This window comes from Actinobacillus vicugnae (genome assembly GCF_901687125.1).
Taxonomy (GTDB): Bacteria; Pseudomonadota; Gammaproteobacteria; order Enterobacterales; family Pasteurellaceae; genus Actinobacillus; species Actinobacillus vicugnae.
Window position 1 is genome coordinate 139561 of record NZ_CABFJY010000046.1, and the last position, 16300, is coordinate 155860.

Sequence of the window (16300 nt, forward strand, 5' to 3'; positions counted from 1 at the left end):
CATAAAAGGAGGGAGCTCCCCCCCTTTATTCATGATTGTATATCAAATTAAGCGTAGAAAGTTACTTGCTCTTGTTGTAATGAGGTATATGAAACACAAATATCGCAAGAACCATTAGCGTTATAAACCACATCAACAGTTGCACTACCATCTTTGAAATCAAATTGTTCAATTGAATTCGCACTGTCATTGAGGTAGTTCACCACTTCAATAAAGTTACCTTCATTTGTAGTATCTGTAATCAATAAATTGCTGCCTTTAAGGCTGAATGTTACTTCATCTGTATTTAAATCAGTGAATCTGATTACATCGAAATCGCTTGCAGCACCTTTATCTGCAACAACATCGTGACCATAATTACCACTGAAGATATAAGTATCGTTACCTACACCGCCAGATAAGTAATCGCCATCGCCTAACCCACCCACTAATATGTCATTACCTTCGCCACCAAATAAGTTATCGTGACCACCAAAGCCGTATAACGTGTCGTTACCTGCACCACCGTCGATCATATCTTTTTCTTCTGTACCACAAAGTACGTTGTCACATTCATCACCATAAATTACGTGATCTGCCTCCCATGGTGGAGTTGGAGCATCATCTTCTGGACAACCACAGTTTGGTTCTTGTGGATCAATCGGTTGTTGCGGTTCAATTGGTTGTTGTGGCTCAATTGGTTGTTGTGGCTCAATTGGTTGTTGTGGCTCAATTGGTTGTTGTGGCTCAATTGGTTTTTGTGGCTCAATTGGTTTTTGTGTTTCGAAATCAGGTTTAACTGGTTTCTGATAATATATTAAACCAAATTTATTTTGGTAACTAATAGTCGGCTTGTAAATCACTTTACCATAAATATTAAAAAGTGAACTTACGAAACTTTTAAGATTTACTATATGTGAAATGCGTGCGATATACATATTCTTTCTCCTAATATAAATTAACTCATGCAAATTTAATTAAATTTGCATCAGGAATTATATACTAGACTTTATCGTGTATTTTTTACCCTAGGTAAATTTATATAAAAATAAGTTTACAAAATAAATAAAATAATTCAAATTAAAATCAATATGAATAAAATTTGAAATAAATTGTTACATATTTCATATGAAATAATTTCACTTAAATTACATTAATATTAACTTGATATTTAAATGAATTATTGTAATCAACCGAAATTGAAGCATAATCGTCACTAAAATTAAATTGTACAATTCTATTTGCAAGATTAATCACATAATCTACGATTTCCATATAATTTCCTGCTTTTGTACTGTCTGTGATCAGTAAATTATTTCTATTCAAGCTGAATAGTTACAGCGTCAAATCGTAAGTCTTTAAACATCCATATGTCTTTATCCTACATTTCCAAAATTAGCAATAATATTGTAGCCAAATACTCCTTCAAAGATATAAATATCATTTCCTAACCCCCTTCCAAAGCATTATGCTGGTGCTGAATTTAGGACAGCATTTAGCATAGTGTTATAAATATAAAAAGTGCCATTAATATGAGTGATGATTTTATTATACTAAAAATAAGGATTTGGCTTACTAATGACCTCATGCCAATGCTAATTTTTGATGTTTATCGAGTGGATTAAAATAGACATTAATGCTAACCAAATCAGCACCATTTAGCGTTCCATTATTTTCAGAACCTAAAATATTAGATTGTTTGGCTGAGACAATTTTATTGCTATCTATTTTTTGTTTTTGGCTGGTTGAAGAAAGAATGGTGTAATCAGCAAAATCAAGAATTTCGCCTTGAGTGTTTGTATCTGGGGGGCTAATTGTAAATAGAAACAATATTTTTGATAACCCACTTTAAATGTTCAGTCTAATCAAGTCCTCACCATTCGACTAACAAAAATATAAGTTCATGGATACAAAACAAGCGGTCAGATTTTTTGGAAAATTTGCAAGCTTTTAGTAGAATGTAGCGACATCTCTCGGCGAGTACTATCCTGCCACATTAATTAAGGACAACATTATGCAACCTAAAGCAAAATATAGAAAAGATTATCGCGCACCCGATTTTACGATTACAGACATTTCTCTTGATTTCCAACTCGATCCCGATAGAACCTTTGTTAGCTCCAATTTAACTGTAGAACGTAAAACTACAGGTGCAACACACTTGCGTTTAGATGGGCATAGCTTTGATTTCCTTTCGCTAAAACTGAATGGCGAGGCTTATCCGCATTTTGAGAAAGATGATGAATCGCTCACAATTGATGTTAGTCATATTGCTGATGACAAATTTGAATTGCAAATCGAAACAGGTTTAAACCCAGCACAAAATACTTCGCTACAAGGCTTATACCAATCGGGTGATGGCATTTGTACTCAGTGTGAAGCCGAAGGCTTCCGCCAAATTACGTATATGCTAGACCGCCCTGATGTGCTTGCAAAATATCGTACAAAAATCACCGCTTCTAAAGCGAAATACCCGTTCTTACTTTCAAATGGTAACCGTATCGCACAAGGCGATTTGCCTGATGGTCGTCATTGGGTGGAATGGGAAGATCCATTCTTAAAACCAAGTTATCTGTTTGCTTTAGTGGCTGGCGATTTTGATTTGCTACAAGATAAATTCACTACGAAGAGTGGTCGTGTAGTAGCCTTAGAGATCTATGTGGATCGTGGCAATTTAGATCGTGCTAGCTGGGCAATGGAAAGCTTAAAACGCTCAATGAAATGGGATGAAGATCGCTTTGGACTGGAATATGATTTAGATATTTATATGATTGTAGCGGTCGATTTCTTTAATATGGGAGCAATGGAAAACAAAGGTTTAAATGTGTTCAATTCTAAATTTGTATTGGCAAAACCTGAAACGGCAACCGATACCGACTACTTAGATATTGAAAGCGTGATTGCCCACGAATATTTCCATAACTGGACAGGCAACCGTATTACTTGTCGGGATTGGTTCCAATTAAGTTTAAAAGAAGGTCTAACTGTTTTTCGTGATCAAGAATTCACCTCAGATTTATGGTCACGTCCTGCTAAACGTATTGAAGATGTGCGTTTATTACGAGCGGTACAATTTGCTGAAGATGCCAGCCCAATGGCACACCCGATTCGCCCAGAAAAAGTAATTGAAATGAATAACTTCTATACAGTTACCGTATATGAAAAAGGGGCTGAAGTGATTCGTATGATTCACACCTTATTAGGCGAAGAAAAATTCCAACAAGGTATGCAATTGTATGTTGCTGAAAATGATGGTTCAGCCGCGACTTGCGAAGATTTTGTTTCAGCCATGGAGCGAGCATCGGGCATTGATTTAACCCAATTCCGCCGTTGGTATAGCCAATCTGGTACACCAGAACTAAGTGTGAATGATGAATATGATACAGAACAGCACATTTACCGTTTACACGTTGCACAACATACCCCTGCAACTGCGGATCAGTTAGAAAAAGTAAACTTACATATTCCGCTTAAACTTGAGTTATATGCTGAACAAACTGGTGAACCAATTGAATTACAATTTGAAGGGGCAACCCAACACAACGTATTAAACGTATTGCAAGAACAGCAAACTTTCGAGTTTCATAACGTTATGCAGCAACCAGTGCCTGCGCTACTCTGCGATTTCTCTGCGCCTGTACGTCTAGATTATAACTATAGCAATGAACAGCTGATTACGTTACTTAAATTTGCTAAAAATGATTTCGTGCGTTGGGATGCAGCACAAACCTTATTTAATAATGAGCTACGTCATAATTTATCGCGCTATCAATCAGGTGAAGCGCTGGCATTTTCAGCAGAACTAACCGAAGCGCTTACTTATTTATTAGATAATGCAAATCATAATGCAGAATTGACCGCTTTAATGCTGACCTTGCCAAAAGAAACGGAATTTGCTGAACTGTTTAAGGTTATCGATCCAAACGGTATCGCTATCGTACGTGAATTTATGCTAAGAGCAATTGCAGAAACACTACGTGATCGCCTACATGAAATTTATATTCACAATAAATGTGGTACTTACCAAGTTGTGGCTGAAGATATGGCAAAACGTGCGTTACGCAATGTATGTTTATCTTATTTAGCGTTTACCGATTTAGGCAATTCACTTACATTCAGTCATTACCGCCAAGCAGATAATATGACAGATACGTTAGCCGCACTTTCGGCTGCGACCAAAGCACAGTTACCTTGTCGTGATCAATTACTGGCTGATTTTGAAGAAAAATGGCATCACGATGGGTTAGTGATGGATAAATGGTTTATGCTCCAAGCAACACGCCCTGATGATAATGTGCTTGAAATCGTACAAGGTTTGTTAAATCACCGTAGTTTTAACTTTAACAACCCAAATAGATTGCGTTCATTGGTCGGAGCATTTTGTGGTCAGACTCCTAAAGCATTCCACGCAATTGATGGTTCTGGTTACCGTTTCCTTGTAGATGTTTTAATTAAACTCAACGAAACAAATCCACAGGTTGCGGCGCGTTTAATTGAGCCATTAATTAAATTATCTCGTTATGATAATCAGCGTCAAACCCTGATGAGACGTGGCTTAGAACGATTAAGAGGCTTAGATAACCTTGCTCGAGACCTTTTTGAAAAAATAGAGAAAGCCTTACATTAATATTATTGACCATAATCTATATCATTGGATTAAATTTATAATAGCTCACCTGACTTTTTTATTATTTACTAAAAAGAAAGGCTATATTTGCAATAGGGGTATTTTCAAATTATTTTTTTGGGCTATAATGGCTGAGCTTTGAAAAAATGAACGGATGTTCATAAACGTTCAACACTTGATTTAACTGATGCAGGAGGTTGAGGTTAAACCAAGTTCTTTAAAGCAATCTTACATACATACAATACTTCTAATAAAAGCTTAATTCACTACAGGATTAAGCTTTTTCATTGGTTTGAAGTCATGTAAATAAAGGACAAATAAAAACGGTCGTTTTTCTGATTTGCCAAAAGTCACTCAAAAAACGACCGCTTGTAAATAAATTTACTTACCTAACTTCAACTTATCCCATATTCTTTCTTCTTGTCCCCGCCACAGGCGCTGAATATTATCGTGATGACGGTAAACGAGTAAACAACATACTAACGCTACAGGGAAGGTAAATTCAGGTCTAAACCACCAGACATAAAACGGCATCACTAACCCTGTAACTACCGCACTTAGCGATGAGTAGCCACAAAGTAGAAATACAATTAGCCAGCTACATAAACCTGCTCCCGCCACTAACGAGCTAATCGGTAACAATGCACCAAATGCCGTTGCCACGCCCTTTCCACCACGAAATTGAAAGAAAATGGGGAAAATATGCCCTAAGCAAGCAGCTAAAGCAATAAAACCGATTTCAGAGGGCACTAAACCAAGCTGAAAGGCGATTAATACAGGCACAGCTCCTTTTAAAATATCAAACAATAATACACCCAATGCAGAGATCCTGCCGCCGATGCGTAGCACATTGGTCGCTCCAGGATTATGTGAACCATTTTCTCTTGGATCAGGTAAACCTGCTAAACGACAAAAAATAATGGCGCTGGAAATCGAACCGAATAAATAGGCAACGAGAATGAGTAAATAAGCGCTGAGATTCATAAATATTCCTCGGATGGCTAGGGGCTAATTCGCTTGTATGCTATATTTCCGTGAATGTTATCACAAATAAGGAAAACTAAAATGGCAGACAAGGTTTTTATTCAGGAGCTGACCGCTTTCGCTTCAATTGGCGCTTACGATTGGGAACATACAATTAAGCAACGCTTAGTATTTAATATCGAAATGGAATGGGATTTCAGCTTAGCTGCGGCAACAGATGATGTGCAATATTGTTTAAACTATGCAGAAGTTTCCGAAAGCATTCTAAAATTTGTCGAATCCAAGCCATTTAAACTCGTAGAAACAGTTGCGCATCAAGTTGCGGATTTATTGCAAAAAACCTACGGTATTAAAACGCTTAAAATTGAATTACATAAGCCTAAAGCGGTTGCACAAGCAACTAGTGTAGGTGTAATTGTTGAGCGCCGTTAACGCTATTCACAATTTCCAAAGTAGCCTTGCTGTATTATTCAACAGTTTGCTGTTAAATAGAGCAATCTGTGCATTTCTTCGTATTAGTGCGATCTTGATCACATCAACTCTGCTGATTTACAAGTATAATAACGCCCCGTCAAACAAAGGAGAATAGCATGGCTACTTTATTTGCACTCCAAGCACGACTAGAAAAAACCGTCTTGGAACAAAACAATCCAATCATCACAACAATTTCCAATCAGCTCAAAGCTCAAAATTATCGAGCAAAATTTTCTGGTACACAGATCCAAACATGGAGTGAACAATTTGAGCTTTCTCCCGTTGAATTAGCACTCCACTGTTTACCGCTTGCTGCTTGTTATGCACTTGTTCCTGTATCCAATTTTTATGTAGGTGCGGTGGCAATTGGTGTATCAGGTAATTTTTATTTTGGCGCAAACCAAGAATTTTCAGCAACTGCGATGCAACAAACCATACACGCAGAGCAAAGTGCAATTATGCATGCTTGGTTAGCTGGTGAACAGTCTATTCAAGATATGATCGTAAACCATACCCCTTGTGGTCACTGTCGCCAATTTATGAATGAATTAAACACTGCGAAAACGCTAAAAATTCATTTACCACATAGCCAAAATAACCTGCTACACAACTATCTGCCTGATTCTTTTGGTCCAACAGATTTAAATATCACTCAAGTGCTTTTTGATGCGCAACACCATACTTTTGAGCCATCAACTGATCCTCTTACACAAGCTGCAATTGTCGCAGCACAGCAATCTTACGCACCATATAGCCAAGCAATGAGCGGTATTGCATTACAAGTGGGTGAACAAGTTATCACAGGGCGTTATGCCGAAAATGCCGCATTCAACCCAAGCTTTTTGCCATTGCAAAGTGCCTTAAATTATCGTCGTTTAAGCGGTTTATTAGACGAAAAAATCACCCGAATTGTAATGGCTGAAAAGCAAGCTGTGTTAAGTCATCGAGGTATAACTGAAGAGCTGTCGCAAACGCTACTACATTTAGACATAGAATATATAGCAGTATAATTTGAAATTAAAAAAGTGATGAAATAGTGAGTTTCATCACTTTTTTTATTTGAAAGAACACAAATACAGATAGCTATTTTTCTAATTTTTTTGCAAAAAATTTATCGCCAACAGCAGCTAACATGGCACCAAGTACCACGATAAATGCACCAATATAACTGATAAAATTCATATCTGGATTTGCAAACGTATTTGGGAAAAAATGATGCCCTATCAAAGCAAATAACATAGTGAAAATTGGAATCATAGTGGTTACTACACTTACTTTGGAAGTATCCCAATGATTTAACGCCTCGCTATAAGCCCCATAGCCAATCAACGTATTACAACAACAATAAATAAAGCAAATCAATGGAAAGCCACTAAGGCTCACTAATTGGCTCGGCGTAGAAAGTGGTGCAAGCAAAAAGCTACAGCCGATATAAATCACCATTAACACTTGCTGAGAATTTAATTTTTTCAGTAATAATTTTTGAGCAATGCCGTACATTACCCAAATGGTACTTGCTCCCGCACCAAGCAAAATGCCCCATGCATAGGTATCAAATTGTAAAATTTGATCAAAATGATCATTAAAAAATGCGATCAAACCAATAATTAATAGAGCAAAGCCTATTTTCTGGAAAAATTTCAATTCTTCTTTAAAAAATAAAACACCGCATAAAATCATCGAAAATGGCGCTAACTGCCATAAAACTTGGTTTGTCGTGGGTGAAATATAGTTAAGTGCATCCGCAAATAATACAAAATTAATAGAAAGCCCAATCACTCCCAAGACACACCAGCCCCAATCTTTTAAGCTAAGCTCAGTAAGTTTTGGTAAACGACGCGTAATAAACAAGACGAAAACTATTACCACAGCAGCCACAACAAAGCGACTCCAAACTAATGTCTGTGCGTCCATATATTTGAGAACTTGTTGTGCCATCATTGGTAATGAGCCCCAAGTGGCGGTTGCTAATAAAGCAAGCGAAAATCCAAGTAAAGGTCTTTGTGTCATCTTATTTCCTACAGTTTTGAACGTAATTGATTACGATAGAAAAGCTTATGCCCAATGGCAGAAAGCATCGCACCAGAAACCACGGTAACTGCGCCAATATAGCTTAATCCGTTTAGATCAGGCGCTTCAAATAATTCAGGTGAAAGCCAATGGCTTAATGCAGTTAGCATAATGGTTAAAATCGGGATTTGCGTCATCATTAAACTCACTTTTGAGACCTCCCAGCGATTAAGTGCTTCCGCATAACAGCCATAAGCAATTACGGTATTTATGCCACAAAAAGCGAGCCAGCCCCAGGCTACTAAATTTAAGCGAGCTAATTCACTGATATGTGCAAAAGGAGTAAATACTAAGGTACAGCCCAAATAAATCAGCAATAAAATTTGTTGAGAACTAAAATTTGCCAACATTATTTTCTGCGATAAGCTGTAACCAATCCAAATCAAGCTTGCGCAAATACCTAGTAACACGCCATAAGCATAACTATTCATTGCGACTAAATCTGCAAAGCGATTATTAAAGAACATCATCAGCCCTGTTACCACCAATACAAAACCAATTTTTTGATGAATACCAATCTGCTCTTTGAATAGCACTACCCCGAGTAAAATCATAACAAAAGAAGAAAGTGGGCTAAGCACTTGACTGGTTGCAGCAGGAATATAATTTAGTGCAAGATTAAATAAAAAGAAGTTACAAGATAGTCCAATAACACCAATCAGCCATAACCAGCGATATTGGCCGAAGAAAGCGGTCAAATTTGGTAATTTTTTTGCAATAGCTAGCATGGCAAACACACCAATCGTAGCGACTAAAAACCTAAACCAAACAATGGTTTGCGAATCGAGAGATTTTAAAACTTGTTTAATGGCAAGAGGTAACATTCCCCACATAAGAATAGCAATTAAAGAGAATAGAAAACCGAGCAAAGGTTGTTTTTTCATAAATATTGTGAGGTTGGAAAAAGATAAGAAAAAACCCCACATTTGTGGGGTTTTATTTTAAATTTGATTGAAATGAATTACTCAGCAACGATGCTTACGTATTTACGGTTTTTCTCACCTTTCACTTCAAATTTAACTTTACCGTCAGCAGTTGCGAATAAAGTGTGGTCTTTACCCATACCAACATTGCTACCAGCGTGGAATTTAGTACCACGTTGACGAACGATGATGCTACCTGCTAATACAGACTCGCCACCAAAACGTTTAACACCAAGGCGTTTAGCTTCAGAATCACGACCGTTACGAGTTGAACCACCAGCTTTTTTAGTTGCCATCTACTTGATCTCCTCTGAAATTATGCTTGAATCCCAGTGATTTTCACTTCTGTGAACCACTGACGATGACCTTGTTGTTTACGGCTGTGTTTACGACGACGGAACTTAACGATTTTCACTTTATCGCCACGACCTTGCGCTACAACTTCAGCCACTACTTTTGCACCAGCAACTACTGGTGCACCAATTTTAACATCTTCACCATTAACGACCATTAACACTGAGTCGAATTCAACTTTCTCACCAGTTGCAATTTCAAGTTTTTCTAAACGAACTACTTGACCTTCGCTTACTCGGTGTTGTTTGCCGCCACTTTGGAAAACTGCGTACATATTTACTCCGCTAATTTGTGCCAATCGCTTCTGCTTAGGCACTCTTAAATTCATATAAAATAGGTGGTCAATTCTACGCAAAAACTATGCAAAGAGCAAGAACGATTTGCAGAAAAAGTGAAAAAATTCTGCGTTATTTTTCTTTATACTAGATTTTCAGCCTTAAAGACGGAAATAAGCATTGTTTTTACTAGTATTTACTCGGATTTATCCAAAAAGCCTGTCCGTTTTTTCGTTTAATTTATTTAGGTTACGATAAACGTAGACTTCACCCTCTCAATTTTTAGTTGTGGTTATTATAACAAAAAAGCACCAACAAAAAAGCAGTCAATTTTACAATTTTTTTGTAAAATTCGACCGCTTCTCTGTTTTTATGTACTAAAAGCCTTATTAGTTCGCTTTTGTACGTTTATTGTCTAACGCAAATGCACCTGCTCCAACAAATACTAATAAGAAGAATACTACTGAGTAGAGCAAGGCTAATTCGCCTTTATTTACAATAGGTAACGCAATATCTGCTGCGCTTGCGTGCATAAAGAAATACGCATACGCCATCATACCTGAAAGTAAAAATGCGACTGGGCGAGTAAATAGACCTAAGATTAATAAAATACCGCCAGCGATTTCTAAGATACCACCAATACCGTACATTGACATAAGCGGTACCGAACCGTTACCACCAGTCATTGATACTGGGAATTCAAAGAATTTTGCTGTGCCGTGTAATAAGAACATATAAGCGGCAACAATACGTAATAATGCTAATGCATATGGCGTGAATTTTTCTAAGTTTGAGTTCATTTTGCTTTCCTTTAAACCAAAATAATAATACTAAATAAAAGAGGTGCGCATTGTATAGGTCGTTAACTTGAAGATAAATAGCGTTTTTATTAATAAACTATTTCTAATTTGTGAATAATAGTTAACAAAAAAGCGGTTGAATTCTTGCAAAATTTTGCAAAAAACAAACCGCTTATACTTCAAATTTATTGATAATGGTTAATCAATAATAGGATTAGAATTTAGCCACGAAATCAGCGTAGCTTTCGATAAAGCCTTTTAATGTACCTAATACTGCTTCTGAAACGATTTCACCGTTTTCATTGAATACGCCATTAAAAATACCGCCTACATTTGCTGCAAATGGCGCAACTGGCATATTGATAAATGCGCCTGATGCTACGATACGTAATTGATCTGCTGCACGTACACCACCAGACATACCTGCTGCCACAGAAACGATACCCGCTGGTTTACCTAACCACTTACTTTGCCCCATTGGACGTGAACCCACATCAATCGCATTTTTAATCATTGCAGACATACCGCCATTATGCTCTGGTGTGATTAACAATACACCGTCTGCTTGTTCAATTGCTGAACGTAAACGCGTATATGATTCTGGGCTATTTTCATCTAAATCACGATCGTAGAGCGGAAGATCAGCGATATTTACCAAATTTAATTGAATGCTTGCAGGTGCAATAGTTTTAAGATGATTTGCCACGATTTGGCTAATTGAGGTTTTGCTACCACTACCGACAAGAACTGCAATTTGCTTTGCCATAAATGAATTATCCTTTATATAGAATGAAATAAAATTTTCGCTCGTTATTCTACTGATAGTTACTAAGAATAACTAGTCACAAAATAATGAATAAACTATTTACTATTAAGAAATAATAATAGTAAAAATGAATGAATTAACTCTGTTTTAGTGATTGCATATCAATTACAAAACGGTATTTCACATCAGATTTCAACATACGTTCATACGCTTGATTAATATTTTGAATATTAATCATTTCAACATCAGAGGTAATGCCATGTTCACCACAGAAATCCAACATTTCTTGCGTTTCTTTGATACCACCAATCAGTGAACCTGCTACCGAACGACGCCCCATAATAAGCGGAACGGTGCTGATACTTGGTTCTAAATCTCCCACTAAACCAACCAGTACAATAGTACCGTTTAAGGTTAATGTGTTGATATAAGGTTTAAGATCATGCTGATAAGGCACAGTATCAATAATCACATCAAAGCTATTTGCCACTTGCGCCATTTGTGTTTCATCGGTTGAAATCACGACTTTATGTGCACCTAAACGGAAAGCATCTGCCTCTTTACCTGCACTACGACTAAATAACGTAACGTCCGCCCCCAACGCATTAGCTAATTTTAATGCCATATGGCCTAAGCCGCCCAAGCCAACTACAGCCACTTTGGTACCTTTTCCTACATTCCAATGACGTAACGGTGACCAAGTGGTAATCCCCGCACAAAGTAGTGGTGCAACCGCTTTGGTATCTAAACTTTCTGGCACTTTTAAGACGAATTTTTCAGTTACGACAATTTTTTCACTATAACCACCAAAAGTTGGCATACCGTCTTTTGGATCAACCGAAGCATAAGTATCAATACGACCATTCTCGCAATACTGCTCCAAACCGTGCTGGCAAGGCGTACAATGCTGACAAGAGTCCACCATACAGCCAACACCAACTAAATCACCCGCTTTAAATTTAGTCACATCTTTACCAACTTTAGCTACTCGCCCAACAATTTCGTGTCCAGGTACAATTGGATAGCTAGAAAAGCCCCAGTCATTTTTTGCCATATGCAAATCTGAGTGGCAAACACCACAGTACAGAATGTCAATTTCCACATCATCTTGACGAAGCTCACGGCGCTCAATGATATGTTTTGCCAAAGGCGAATTTGGATCTAATGCAGCGAAACTTTTCACTTTAAATGTCATGTTAGCCTTCCTTAATATATCGATTAAAATTTATATCATTATAGGAAACTTTCCGCTGCTCATTATTAACAAATCTGAAATTAATAATTTCGAAAACCTGAACAAAATGAGAATTGCAAAAAATGGGCAAAATTCAACCGCTTATTTTCGATTCTTTTTTGAAGCTAGCCAGATTTAAGGTAGAATTGTCGCCAAATTTTCACATTTAAGAATGAGAACGCAATGACAACGCTATTAACACTTGAGCAAATTCAGGCGCTTGCAAGCCAAGATATGAAAGCTGTAGATGCTGAAATTCTTGCTCAGCTAAACTCTGAGGTCGTTTTAATCAACCAATTAGGTCACTATATTATCGCAGGTGGCGGTAAACGTATTCGTCCGCTAATTGCCGTGCTAGCAGCCAATGCTTTGGGCTATACAGGCAACAAACACATTACTTGTGCGGCGTTTATTGAATTTGTTCACACCGCAACCTTATTACACGATGATGTGGTTGATGAATCAGATATGCGCCGAGGTCGTGCAACAGCAAATGCAACATTTGGCAATGCGGCAAGCGTATTAGTCGGCGATTTTATTTACACGCGTTCATTCCAAATGATGACCAGTGTTGATTCACTTGAAGTGTTAAAAGTGATGTCGGCTGCCACGAATGCCCTCGCAGAAGGCGAAGTGCAGCAACTGATGAATGTGAATGATCCAAATACCACCGAACAAAATTATATGCGGGTCATTTACAACAAAACTGCTCGCTTATTTGAAGCTGCAACACAGTGTGTAGCGATTGTAGCTAATGTGGAACAAGCGGTCGAAATTGCCCTCAAAAATTACGGGTGCTACCTCGGTACCGCATTCCAATTAATTGACGATATTTTAGATTATTCAGCAAAAGCAGAAAGCTTCGGTAAAAATGTCGGTGATGACTTTGTTGAAGGCAAACCAACCTTACCATTACTGCACGCAATGCACGCTGCACAAGCAAAAGGCAACCAAGCGCAAGCGGATATGATTCGCAGTGCAATTGAAAATGGCGGAGAACGAGAGCAAATTCCAGCCGTGTTAGAGATTATGGCTGAACACCAATCTCTTGAATATGCAATGACTCGTGCTAAGCAAGAAGCGCAAAAAGCTGTTGATGCCCTCGCATTGCTCCCAGATAGCGAATACAAACAAGCATTAATTTCTCTGGCTTATTTATCGGTAGATCGCCGTTATTAAGTAAACAAGCGGTTATTTTTTTATTAGAACTTTTGCCATGACAGAAAACCAACAACCCTTAGAACATAAACAAGCTTTACAACAGAAGAAAAAACTCACCCGTAAAGGCAAAGATCCAAATGCGCCGTTTGTGCGTGAAAAATTAACTTTACCAAATGGACATAACAAATTGTTATTGCACTCTTGCTGTGCGCCTTGTTCTGGTGAAGTAATGGAAGCGATTCACGCTTCTGGTATTGAATTTACCATTTATTTCTATAATCCCAATATTCATCCAATGAAGGAATACCTGATTCGCAAAGAAGAAAATATTCGCTTTGCTGAAAAATGGGGGATTCCATTTATTGATTTCGATGATGATTATGAAAATGACCGCCGTGAATGGTTTAAAAAAGCAGAAGGGATGGAATGGGAGCCTGAGCGTGGTATTCGTTGCACGATGTGCTTTGATATGCGCTTTGAGAAAGCGGCAGAATATGCGCATAACAATGGCTTTCCTGTTTACACTAGCTGCTTAGGTATCTCTCGTTGGAAAGATATGAATCAGATCAATGATTGCGGACACCGTGCAGCAGCTAAATTTGATGATGTAGTTTATTGGGATTACAACTGGCGCAAAAATGGTGGCTCACAGCGTATGATTGAAATCAGTAAACGTGAGCGCTTCTACCAACAAGAATATTGTGGCTGTGTTTATTCTCTGCGTGATTCAAACAAATGGCGCTTAAAAACAGGTCGCCAACGTATTGAAATCGGTAAATTGTATTATTCTCCAGACTAAGTTTTTTATGTTACTTTTCTTTGCTTCACCAAAAAAATAACAAATAAAATGCTCAATATAGATTTAAACAAAAATACTAAAAAGAGGACTACGTAATGTCAAAATTCGCAATGGTATTCCCTGGTCAAGGGTCACAAGCGGTCGGAATGTTAGCAGATCTTGCAAGCGCATTCCCTATCGTGGAAGAAACCTTTAGCCAAGCTTCAGAAGTTTTAGGCTACGATCTTTGGGATCTTGTACAAAATGGTACTGCAGAAGATTTAGGTCAAACACAACGTACGCAACCAGCGCTGTTAGCATCATCAGTTGCAATCTATCGTGTATGGCAACAAAAATACCCAGAACTAAAACCGTCTGTAATGGCGGGTCATAGCTTAGGTGAATACTCAGCATTAGTTTGTGCGGGCGTATTAGATTTCCAATATGCGATCAAATTAGTGGAATTACGTGGTAATGCAATGCAACAAGCGGTTCCTGCAGGTACAGGTGCAATGTATGCAATTATCGGTTTAGATAATGAATCAATTATCAAAGCCTGTGAACAAGCGCAAGTAGAATTGGGCGAAATCGTTTCAGCGGTAAACTTTAATAGCCCAGGACAAGTGGTTATTGCAGGTACAAAAGCAGCTGCTGAAAAAGCAGGTGAATTATGTAAAGCAGCGGGTGCTAAGCGTGCATTACCATTAGCAGTAAGCGTGCCTTCACATTGTGCATTAATGAAGCCCGCTGCAGATAAATTAGCCGAAGCGTTGCAAAATATCACGTTAAACACACCGGTTGTACCAGTGATCAACAATGTTGATGTTACTGTAGAAACTGAGGCCGAAGCAATTCGTAATGCATTAGTTCGCCAACTTTATAGCCCTGTTCGCTGGACAGAAACGGTAGAAAAAATGGCAAACGAAGGTGTAACCACCCTTTACGAAATCGGTCCAAACAAGGTATTAACAGGCTTGGCTAGTCGTATCGTGAAAGAATTGACCGCTAAAGCAGTAAATGATGTTGCATCATTAGACGCTGTTGAAGCCTAATAAAATCGTAGGGCACGATACTTCGTGCTCTTTGCTAAAAGATGGATGCCAACAAGGTGTCCCTACAAAAGGAAATTCACAATGCAAGGTAAAATCGCATTAGTAACGGGTGCAACTCGTGGTATTGGTAAAGCTATCGCAGAAGAATTGGTAGCAAAAGGAGCAACAGTAATCGGTACAGCAACTTCAGAAAAAGGGGCTGAAAGTATTTCTGCTTATTTAGGTACAAATGGTAAAGGCTTAGTATTAAACGTTGCCGATGCTGAATCTATTGAAGCTGTGCTTGCACAAATTAAAGCAGAGTTCGGTGATATTGATATTTTAGTAAACAATGCAGGAATTACACGCGATGGTTTATTAATGCGCATGAAAGAAGAAGATTGGTTCGATATTATTCAAACTAACTTAACTTCGGTTTATCGTTTATCTAAAGCGGTATTACGTCCAATGATGAAAAAAGGCGGTCGTATTGTAACCATCGGTTCTGTCGTTGGTTCAATGGGTAATCCAGGTCAAACAAACTACTGTGCAGCAAAAGCGGGCTTAGTTGGTTTTTCTAAATCATTGGCAAAAGAAGTTGCTTCGCGTGGCGTAACGGTGAATGTGGTTGCGCCAGGCTTTATCGCAACAGATATGACAGATGAGTTAAACGAAGATCAAAAACAAGCGATCTTAAGCCAAATTCCAGCAGGTCAATTAGGCTCTGCGCAAGATATTGCGAAAGCAGTCGCATTCTTAGCAAGTGATGATGCAAAATATATCACTGGCGAAACTATCCATGTAAATGGTGGTTTATATATGAACTAACCGCCACAAGCGGTCT

At 38.1% G+C, this 16300-nt stretch carries 17 protein-coding genes; 7 read left to right on the forward strand and 10 right to left on the reverse strand.

Going from position 1 to position 16300, the window contains the following annotated elements; genetic code table 11:
- Nucleotides 1-47: 47 nt before the first annotated feature.
- The gene (locus F8M47_RS09760) at nucleotides 48-917 is read right to left on the reverse strand and encodes a calcium-binding protein (protein ID WP_150539886.1); all 870 of its coding nucleotides are present in this window, start codon (nucleotides 915-917) and stop codon (nucleotides 48-50) included.
- 646 nt (nucleotides 918-1563) lie between these two features.
- Entirely contained in the window at nucleotides 1564-1809 is a 246-nt protein-coding gene (locus tag F8M47_RS09765; protein WP_150539887.1) for a hypothetical protein, read from the reverse strand.
- A 184-nt stretch (nucleotides 1810-1993) separates the two neighbouring features.
- Between F8M47_RS09765 and pepN the strand changes: the two genes are divergently transcribed.
- Nucleotides 1994-4606 carry an aminopeptidase N gene (pepN, locus tag F8M47_RS09770; RefSeq protein ID WP_150539888.1) on the forward strand — a complete coding sequence of 871 codons (2613 nt, stop codon included), beginning with the start codon at nucleotides 1994-1996 and terminating at the stop codon, nucleotides 4604-4606.
- 381 nt (nucleotides 4607-4987) lie between these two features.
- On the opposite strand, the gene plsY is transcribed toward pepN, so the two are convergent.
- On the reverse strand, nucleotides 4988-5590 hold the full coding sequence (plsY, locus tag F8M47_RS09775; protein ID WP_150539889.1) for a glycerol-3-phosphate 1-O-acyltransferase PlsY: 603 nt from the start codon (nucleotides 5588-5590) through the stop codon (nucleotides 4988-4990).
- A gap of 81 nt (nucleotides 5591-5671) precedes the next feature.
- Here plsY and folB point away from each other — a divergent pair, with 81 nt between their 5' ends.
- Together folB and cdd are read left to right on the forward strand one after the other, a co-directional pair.
- Nucleotides 5672-6022 (forward strand): dihydroneopterin aldolase, encoded by a 351-nt coding sequence (gene folB / locus F8M47_RS09780; protein WP_150539890.1) that lies wholly within the window; start codon nucleotides 5672-5674, stop codon nucleotides 6020-6022.
- A gap of 158 nt (nucleotides 6023-6180) precedes the next feature.
- Nucleotides 6181-7074: a cytidine deaminase gene (cdd, locus tag F8M47_RS09785; RefSeq protein WP_150539891.1), complete on the forward strand. Its 894-nt coding sequence runs from the start codon at nucleotides 6181-6183 to the stop codon at nucleotides 7072-7074.
- A gap of 73 nt (nucleotides 7075-7147) precedes the next feature.
- Here the strand turns inward: cdd and F8M47_RS09790 are convergent, their stop codons facing one another.
- From F8M47_RS09790 to F8M47_RS09820, 7 genes are all read right to left on the reverse strand, one after another.
- Entirely contained in the window at nucleotides 7148-8074 is a 927-nt protein-coding gene (locus F8M47_RS09790) for a DMT family transporter (protein WP_150539892.1), read from the reverse strand.
- Nucleotides 8075-8082: 8 nt separating this feature from the next.
- Nucleotides 8083-9060 (reverse strand): DMT family transporter, encoded by a 978-nt coding sequence (locus F8M47_RS09795; RefSeq protein WP_425292575.1) that lies wholly within the window; start codon nucleotides 9058-9060, stop codon nucleotides 8083-8085.
- Nucleotides 9061-9095: 35 nt separating this feature from the next.
- Nucleotides 9096-9353 (reverse strand): 50S ribosomal protein L27, encoded by a 258-nt coding sequence (gene rpmA, locus F8M47_RS09800; RefSeq protein ID WP_005621788.1) that lies wholly within the window; start codon nucleotides 9351-9353, stop codon nucleotides 9096-9098.
- Between the two features lie 20 nt (nucleotides 9354-9373).
- Nucleotides 9374-9685, reverse strand: a complete 312-nt coding sequence (rplU, locus tag F8M47_RS09805; RefSeq protein ID WP_005618624.1) for a 50S ribosomal protein L21 — start codon at nucleotides 9683-9685, stop codon at nucleotides 9374-9376.
- A 390-nt stretch (nucleotides 9686-10075) separates the two neighbouring features.
- Complete coding sequence (locus tag F8M47_RS09810; protein WP_150539894.1) at nucleotides 10076-10486, reverse strand: DoxX family protein; 411 nt, start codon at nucleotides 10484-10486, stop codon at nucleotides 10076-10078.
- Between the two features lie 214 nt (nucleotides 10487-10700).
- Entirely contained in the window at nucleotides 10701-11252 is a 552-nt protein-coding gene (locus F8M47_RS09815) for an NADPH-dependent FMN reductase (RefSeq protein WP_150539895.1), read from the reverse strand.
- 136 nt (nucleotides 11253-11388) lie between these two features.
- Nucleotides 11389-12447 (reverse strand): NAD(P)-dependent alcohol dehydrogenase, encoded by a 1059-nt coding sequence (locus F8M47_RS09820; protein ID WP_150539896.1) that lies wholly within the window; start codon nucleotides 12445-12447, stop codon nucleotides 11389-11391.
- A 222-nt stretch (nucleotides 12448-12669) separates the two neighbouring features.
- Between F8M47_RS09820 and ispB the strand changes: the two genes are divergently transcribed.
- The 4 genes from ispB to fabG all read left to right on the forward strand — a co-directional run bounded on the left by ispB (nucleotide 12670) and on the right by fabG (nucleotide 16284).
- Nucleotides 12670-13665 carry an octaprenyl diphosphate synthase gene (ispB, locus tag F8M47_RS09825; RefSeq protein ID WP_150539897.1) on the forward strand — a complete coding sequence of 332 codons (996 nt, stop codon included), beginning with the start codon at nucleotides 12670-12672 and terminating at the stop codon, nucleotides 13663-13665.
- Nucleotides 13666-13702: 37 nt separating this feature from the next.
- Entirely contained in the window at nucleotides 13703-14446 is a 744-nt protein-coding gene (locus F8M47_RS09830; protein ID WP_150539898.1) for an epoxyqueuosine reductase QueH, read from the forward strand.
- Between the two features lie 95 nt (nucleotides 14447-14541).
- A complete protein-coding gene (gene fabD, locus F8M47_RS09835; RefSeq protein ID WP_150539899.1) occupies nucleotides 14542-15477 on the forward strand; it encodes an ACP S-malonyltransferase in 936 nt (311 codons plus the stop codon).
- Between the two features lie 81 nt (nucleotides 15478-15558).
- Nucleotides 15559-16284, forward strand: coding sequence for a 3-oxoacyl-ACP reductase FabG (fabG, locus tag F8M47_RS09840; protein ID WP_150539900.1), 726 nt, complete (start codon nucleotides 15559-15561; stop codon nucleotides 16282-16284).
- Nucleotides 16285-16300: the final 16 nt, after the last annotated feature.

What these genes read in the sequence shown, in the direction of transcription:
- F8M47_RS09760 (WP_150539886.1), bottom strand. Translation starts at nt 917, where the DNA reads ATGTATATCGCACGCATTTCACATATAGTAAATCTTAAAAGTTTCGTA.
- pepN (WP_150539888.1), top strand. Translation starts at nt 1,994, where the DNA reads ATGCAACCTAAAGCAAAATATAGAAAAGATTATCGCGCACCCGATTTT.
- plsY (WP_150539889.1), bottom strand. Translation starts at nt 5,590, where the DNA reads ATGAATCTCAGCGCTTATTTACTCATTCTCGTTGCCTATTTATTCGGT.
- folB (WP_150539890.1), top strand. Translation starts at nt 5,672, where the DNA reads ATGGCAGACAAGGTTTTTATTCAGGAGCTGACCGCTTTCGCTTCAATT.
- cdd (WP_150539891.1), top strand. Translation starts at nt 6,181, where the DNA reads ATGGCTACTTTATTTGCACTCCAAGCACGACTAGAAAAAACCGTCTTG.
- F8M47_RS09790 (WP_150539892.1), bottom strand. Translation starts at nt 8,074, where the DNA reads ATGACACAAAGACCTTTACTTGGATTTTCGCTTGCTTTATTAGCAACC.
- F8M47_RS09795 (WP_425292575.1), bottom strand. Translation starts at nt 9,060, where the DNA reads ATGTGGGGTTTTTTCTTATCTTTTTCCAACCTCACAATATTTATGAAA.
- rpmA (WP_005621788.1), bottom strand. Translation starts at nt 9,353, where the DNA reads ATGGCAACTAAAAAAGCTGGTGGTTCAACTCGTAACGGTCGTGATTCT.
- rplU (WP_005618624.1), bottom strand. Translation starts at nt 9,685, where the DNA reads ATGTACGCAGTTTTCCAAAGTGGCGGCAAACAACACCGAGTAAGCGAA.
- F8M47_RS09810 (WP_150539894.1), bottom strand. Translation starts at nt 10,486, where the DNA reads ATGAACTCAAACTTAGAAAAATTCACGCCATATGCATTAGCATTATTA.
- F8M47_RS09815 (WP_150539895.1), bottom strand. Translation starts at nt 11,252, where the DNA reads ATGGCAAAGCAAATTGCAGTTCTTGTCGGTAGTGGTAGCAAAACCTCA.
- F8M47_RS09820 (WP_150539896.1), bottom strand. Translation starts at nt 12,447, where the DNA reads ATGACATTTAAAGTGAAAAGTTTCGCTGCATTAGATCCAAATTCGCCT.
- ispB (WP_150539897.1), top strand. Translation starts at nt 12,670, where the DNA reads ATGACAACGCTATTAACACTTGAGCAAATTCAGGCGCTTGCAAGCCAA.
- F8M47_RS09830 (WP_150539898.1), top strand. Translation starts at nt 13,703, where the DNA reads ATGACAGAAAACCAACAACCCTTAGAACATAAACAAGCTTTACAACAG.
- fabD (WP_150539899.1), top strand. Translation starts at nt 14,542, where the DNA reads ATGTCAAAATTCGCAATGGTATTCCCTGGTCAAGGGTCACAAGCGGTC.
- fabG (WP_150539900.1), top strand. Translation starts at nt 15,559, where the DNA reads ATGCAAGGTAAAATCGCATTAGTAACGGGTGCAACTCGTGGTATTGGT.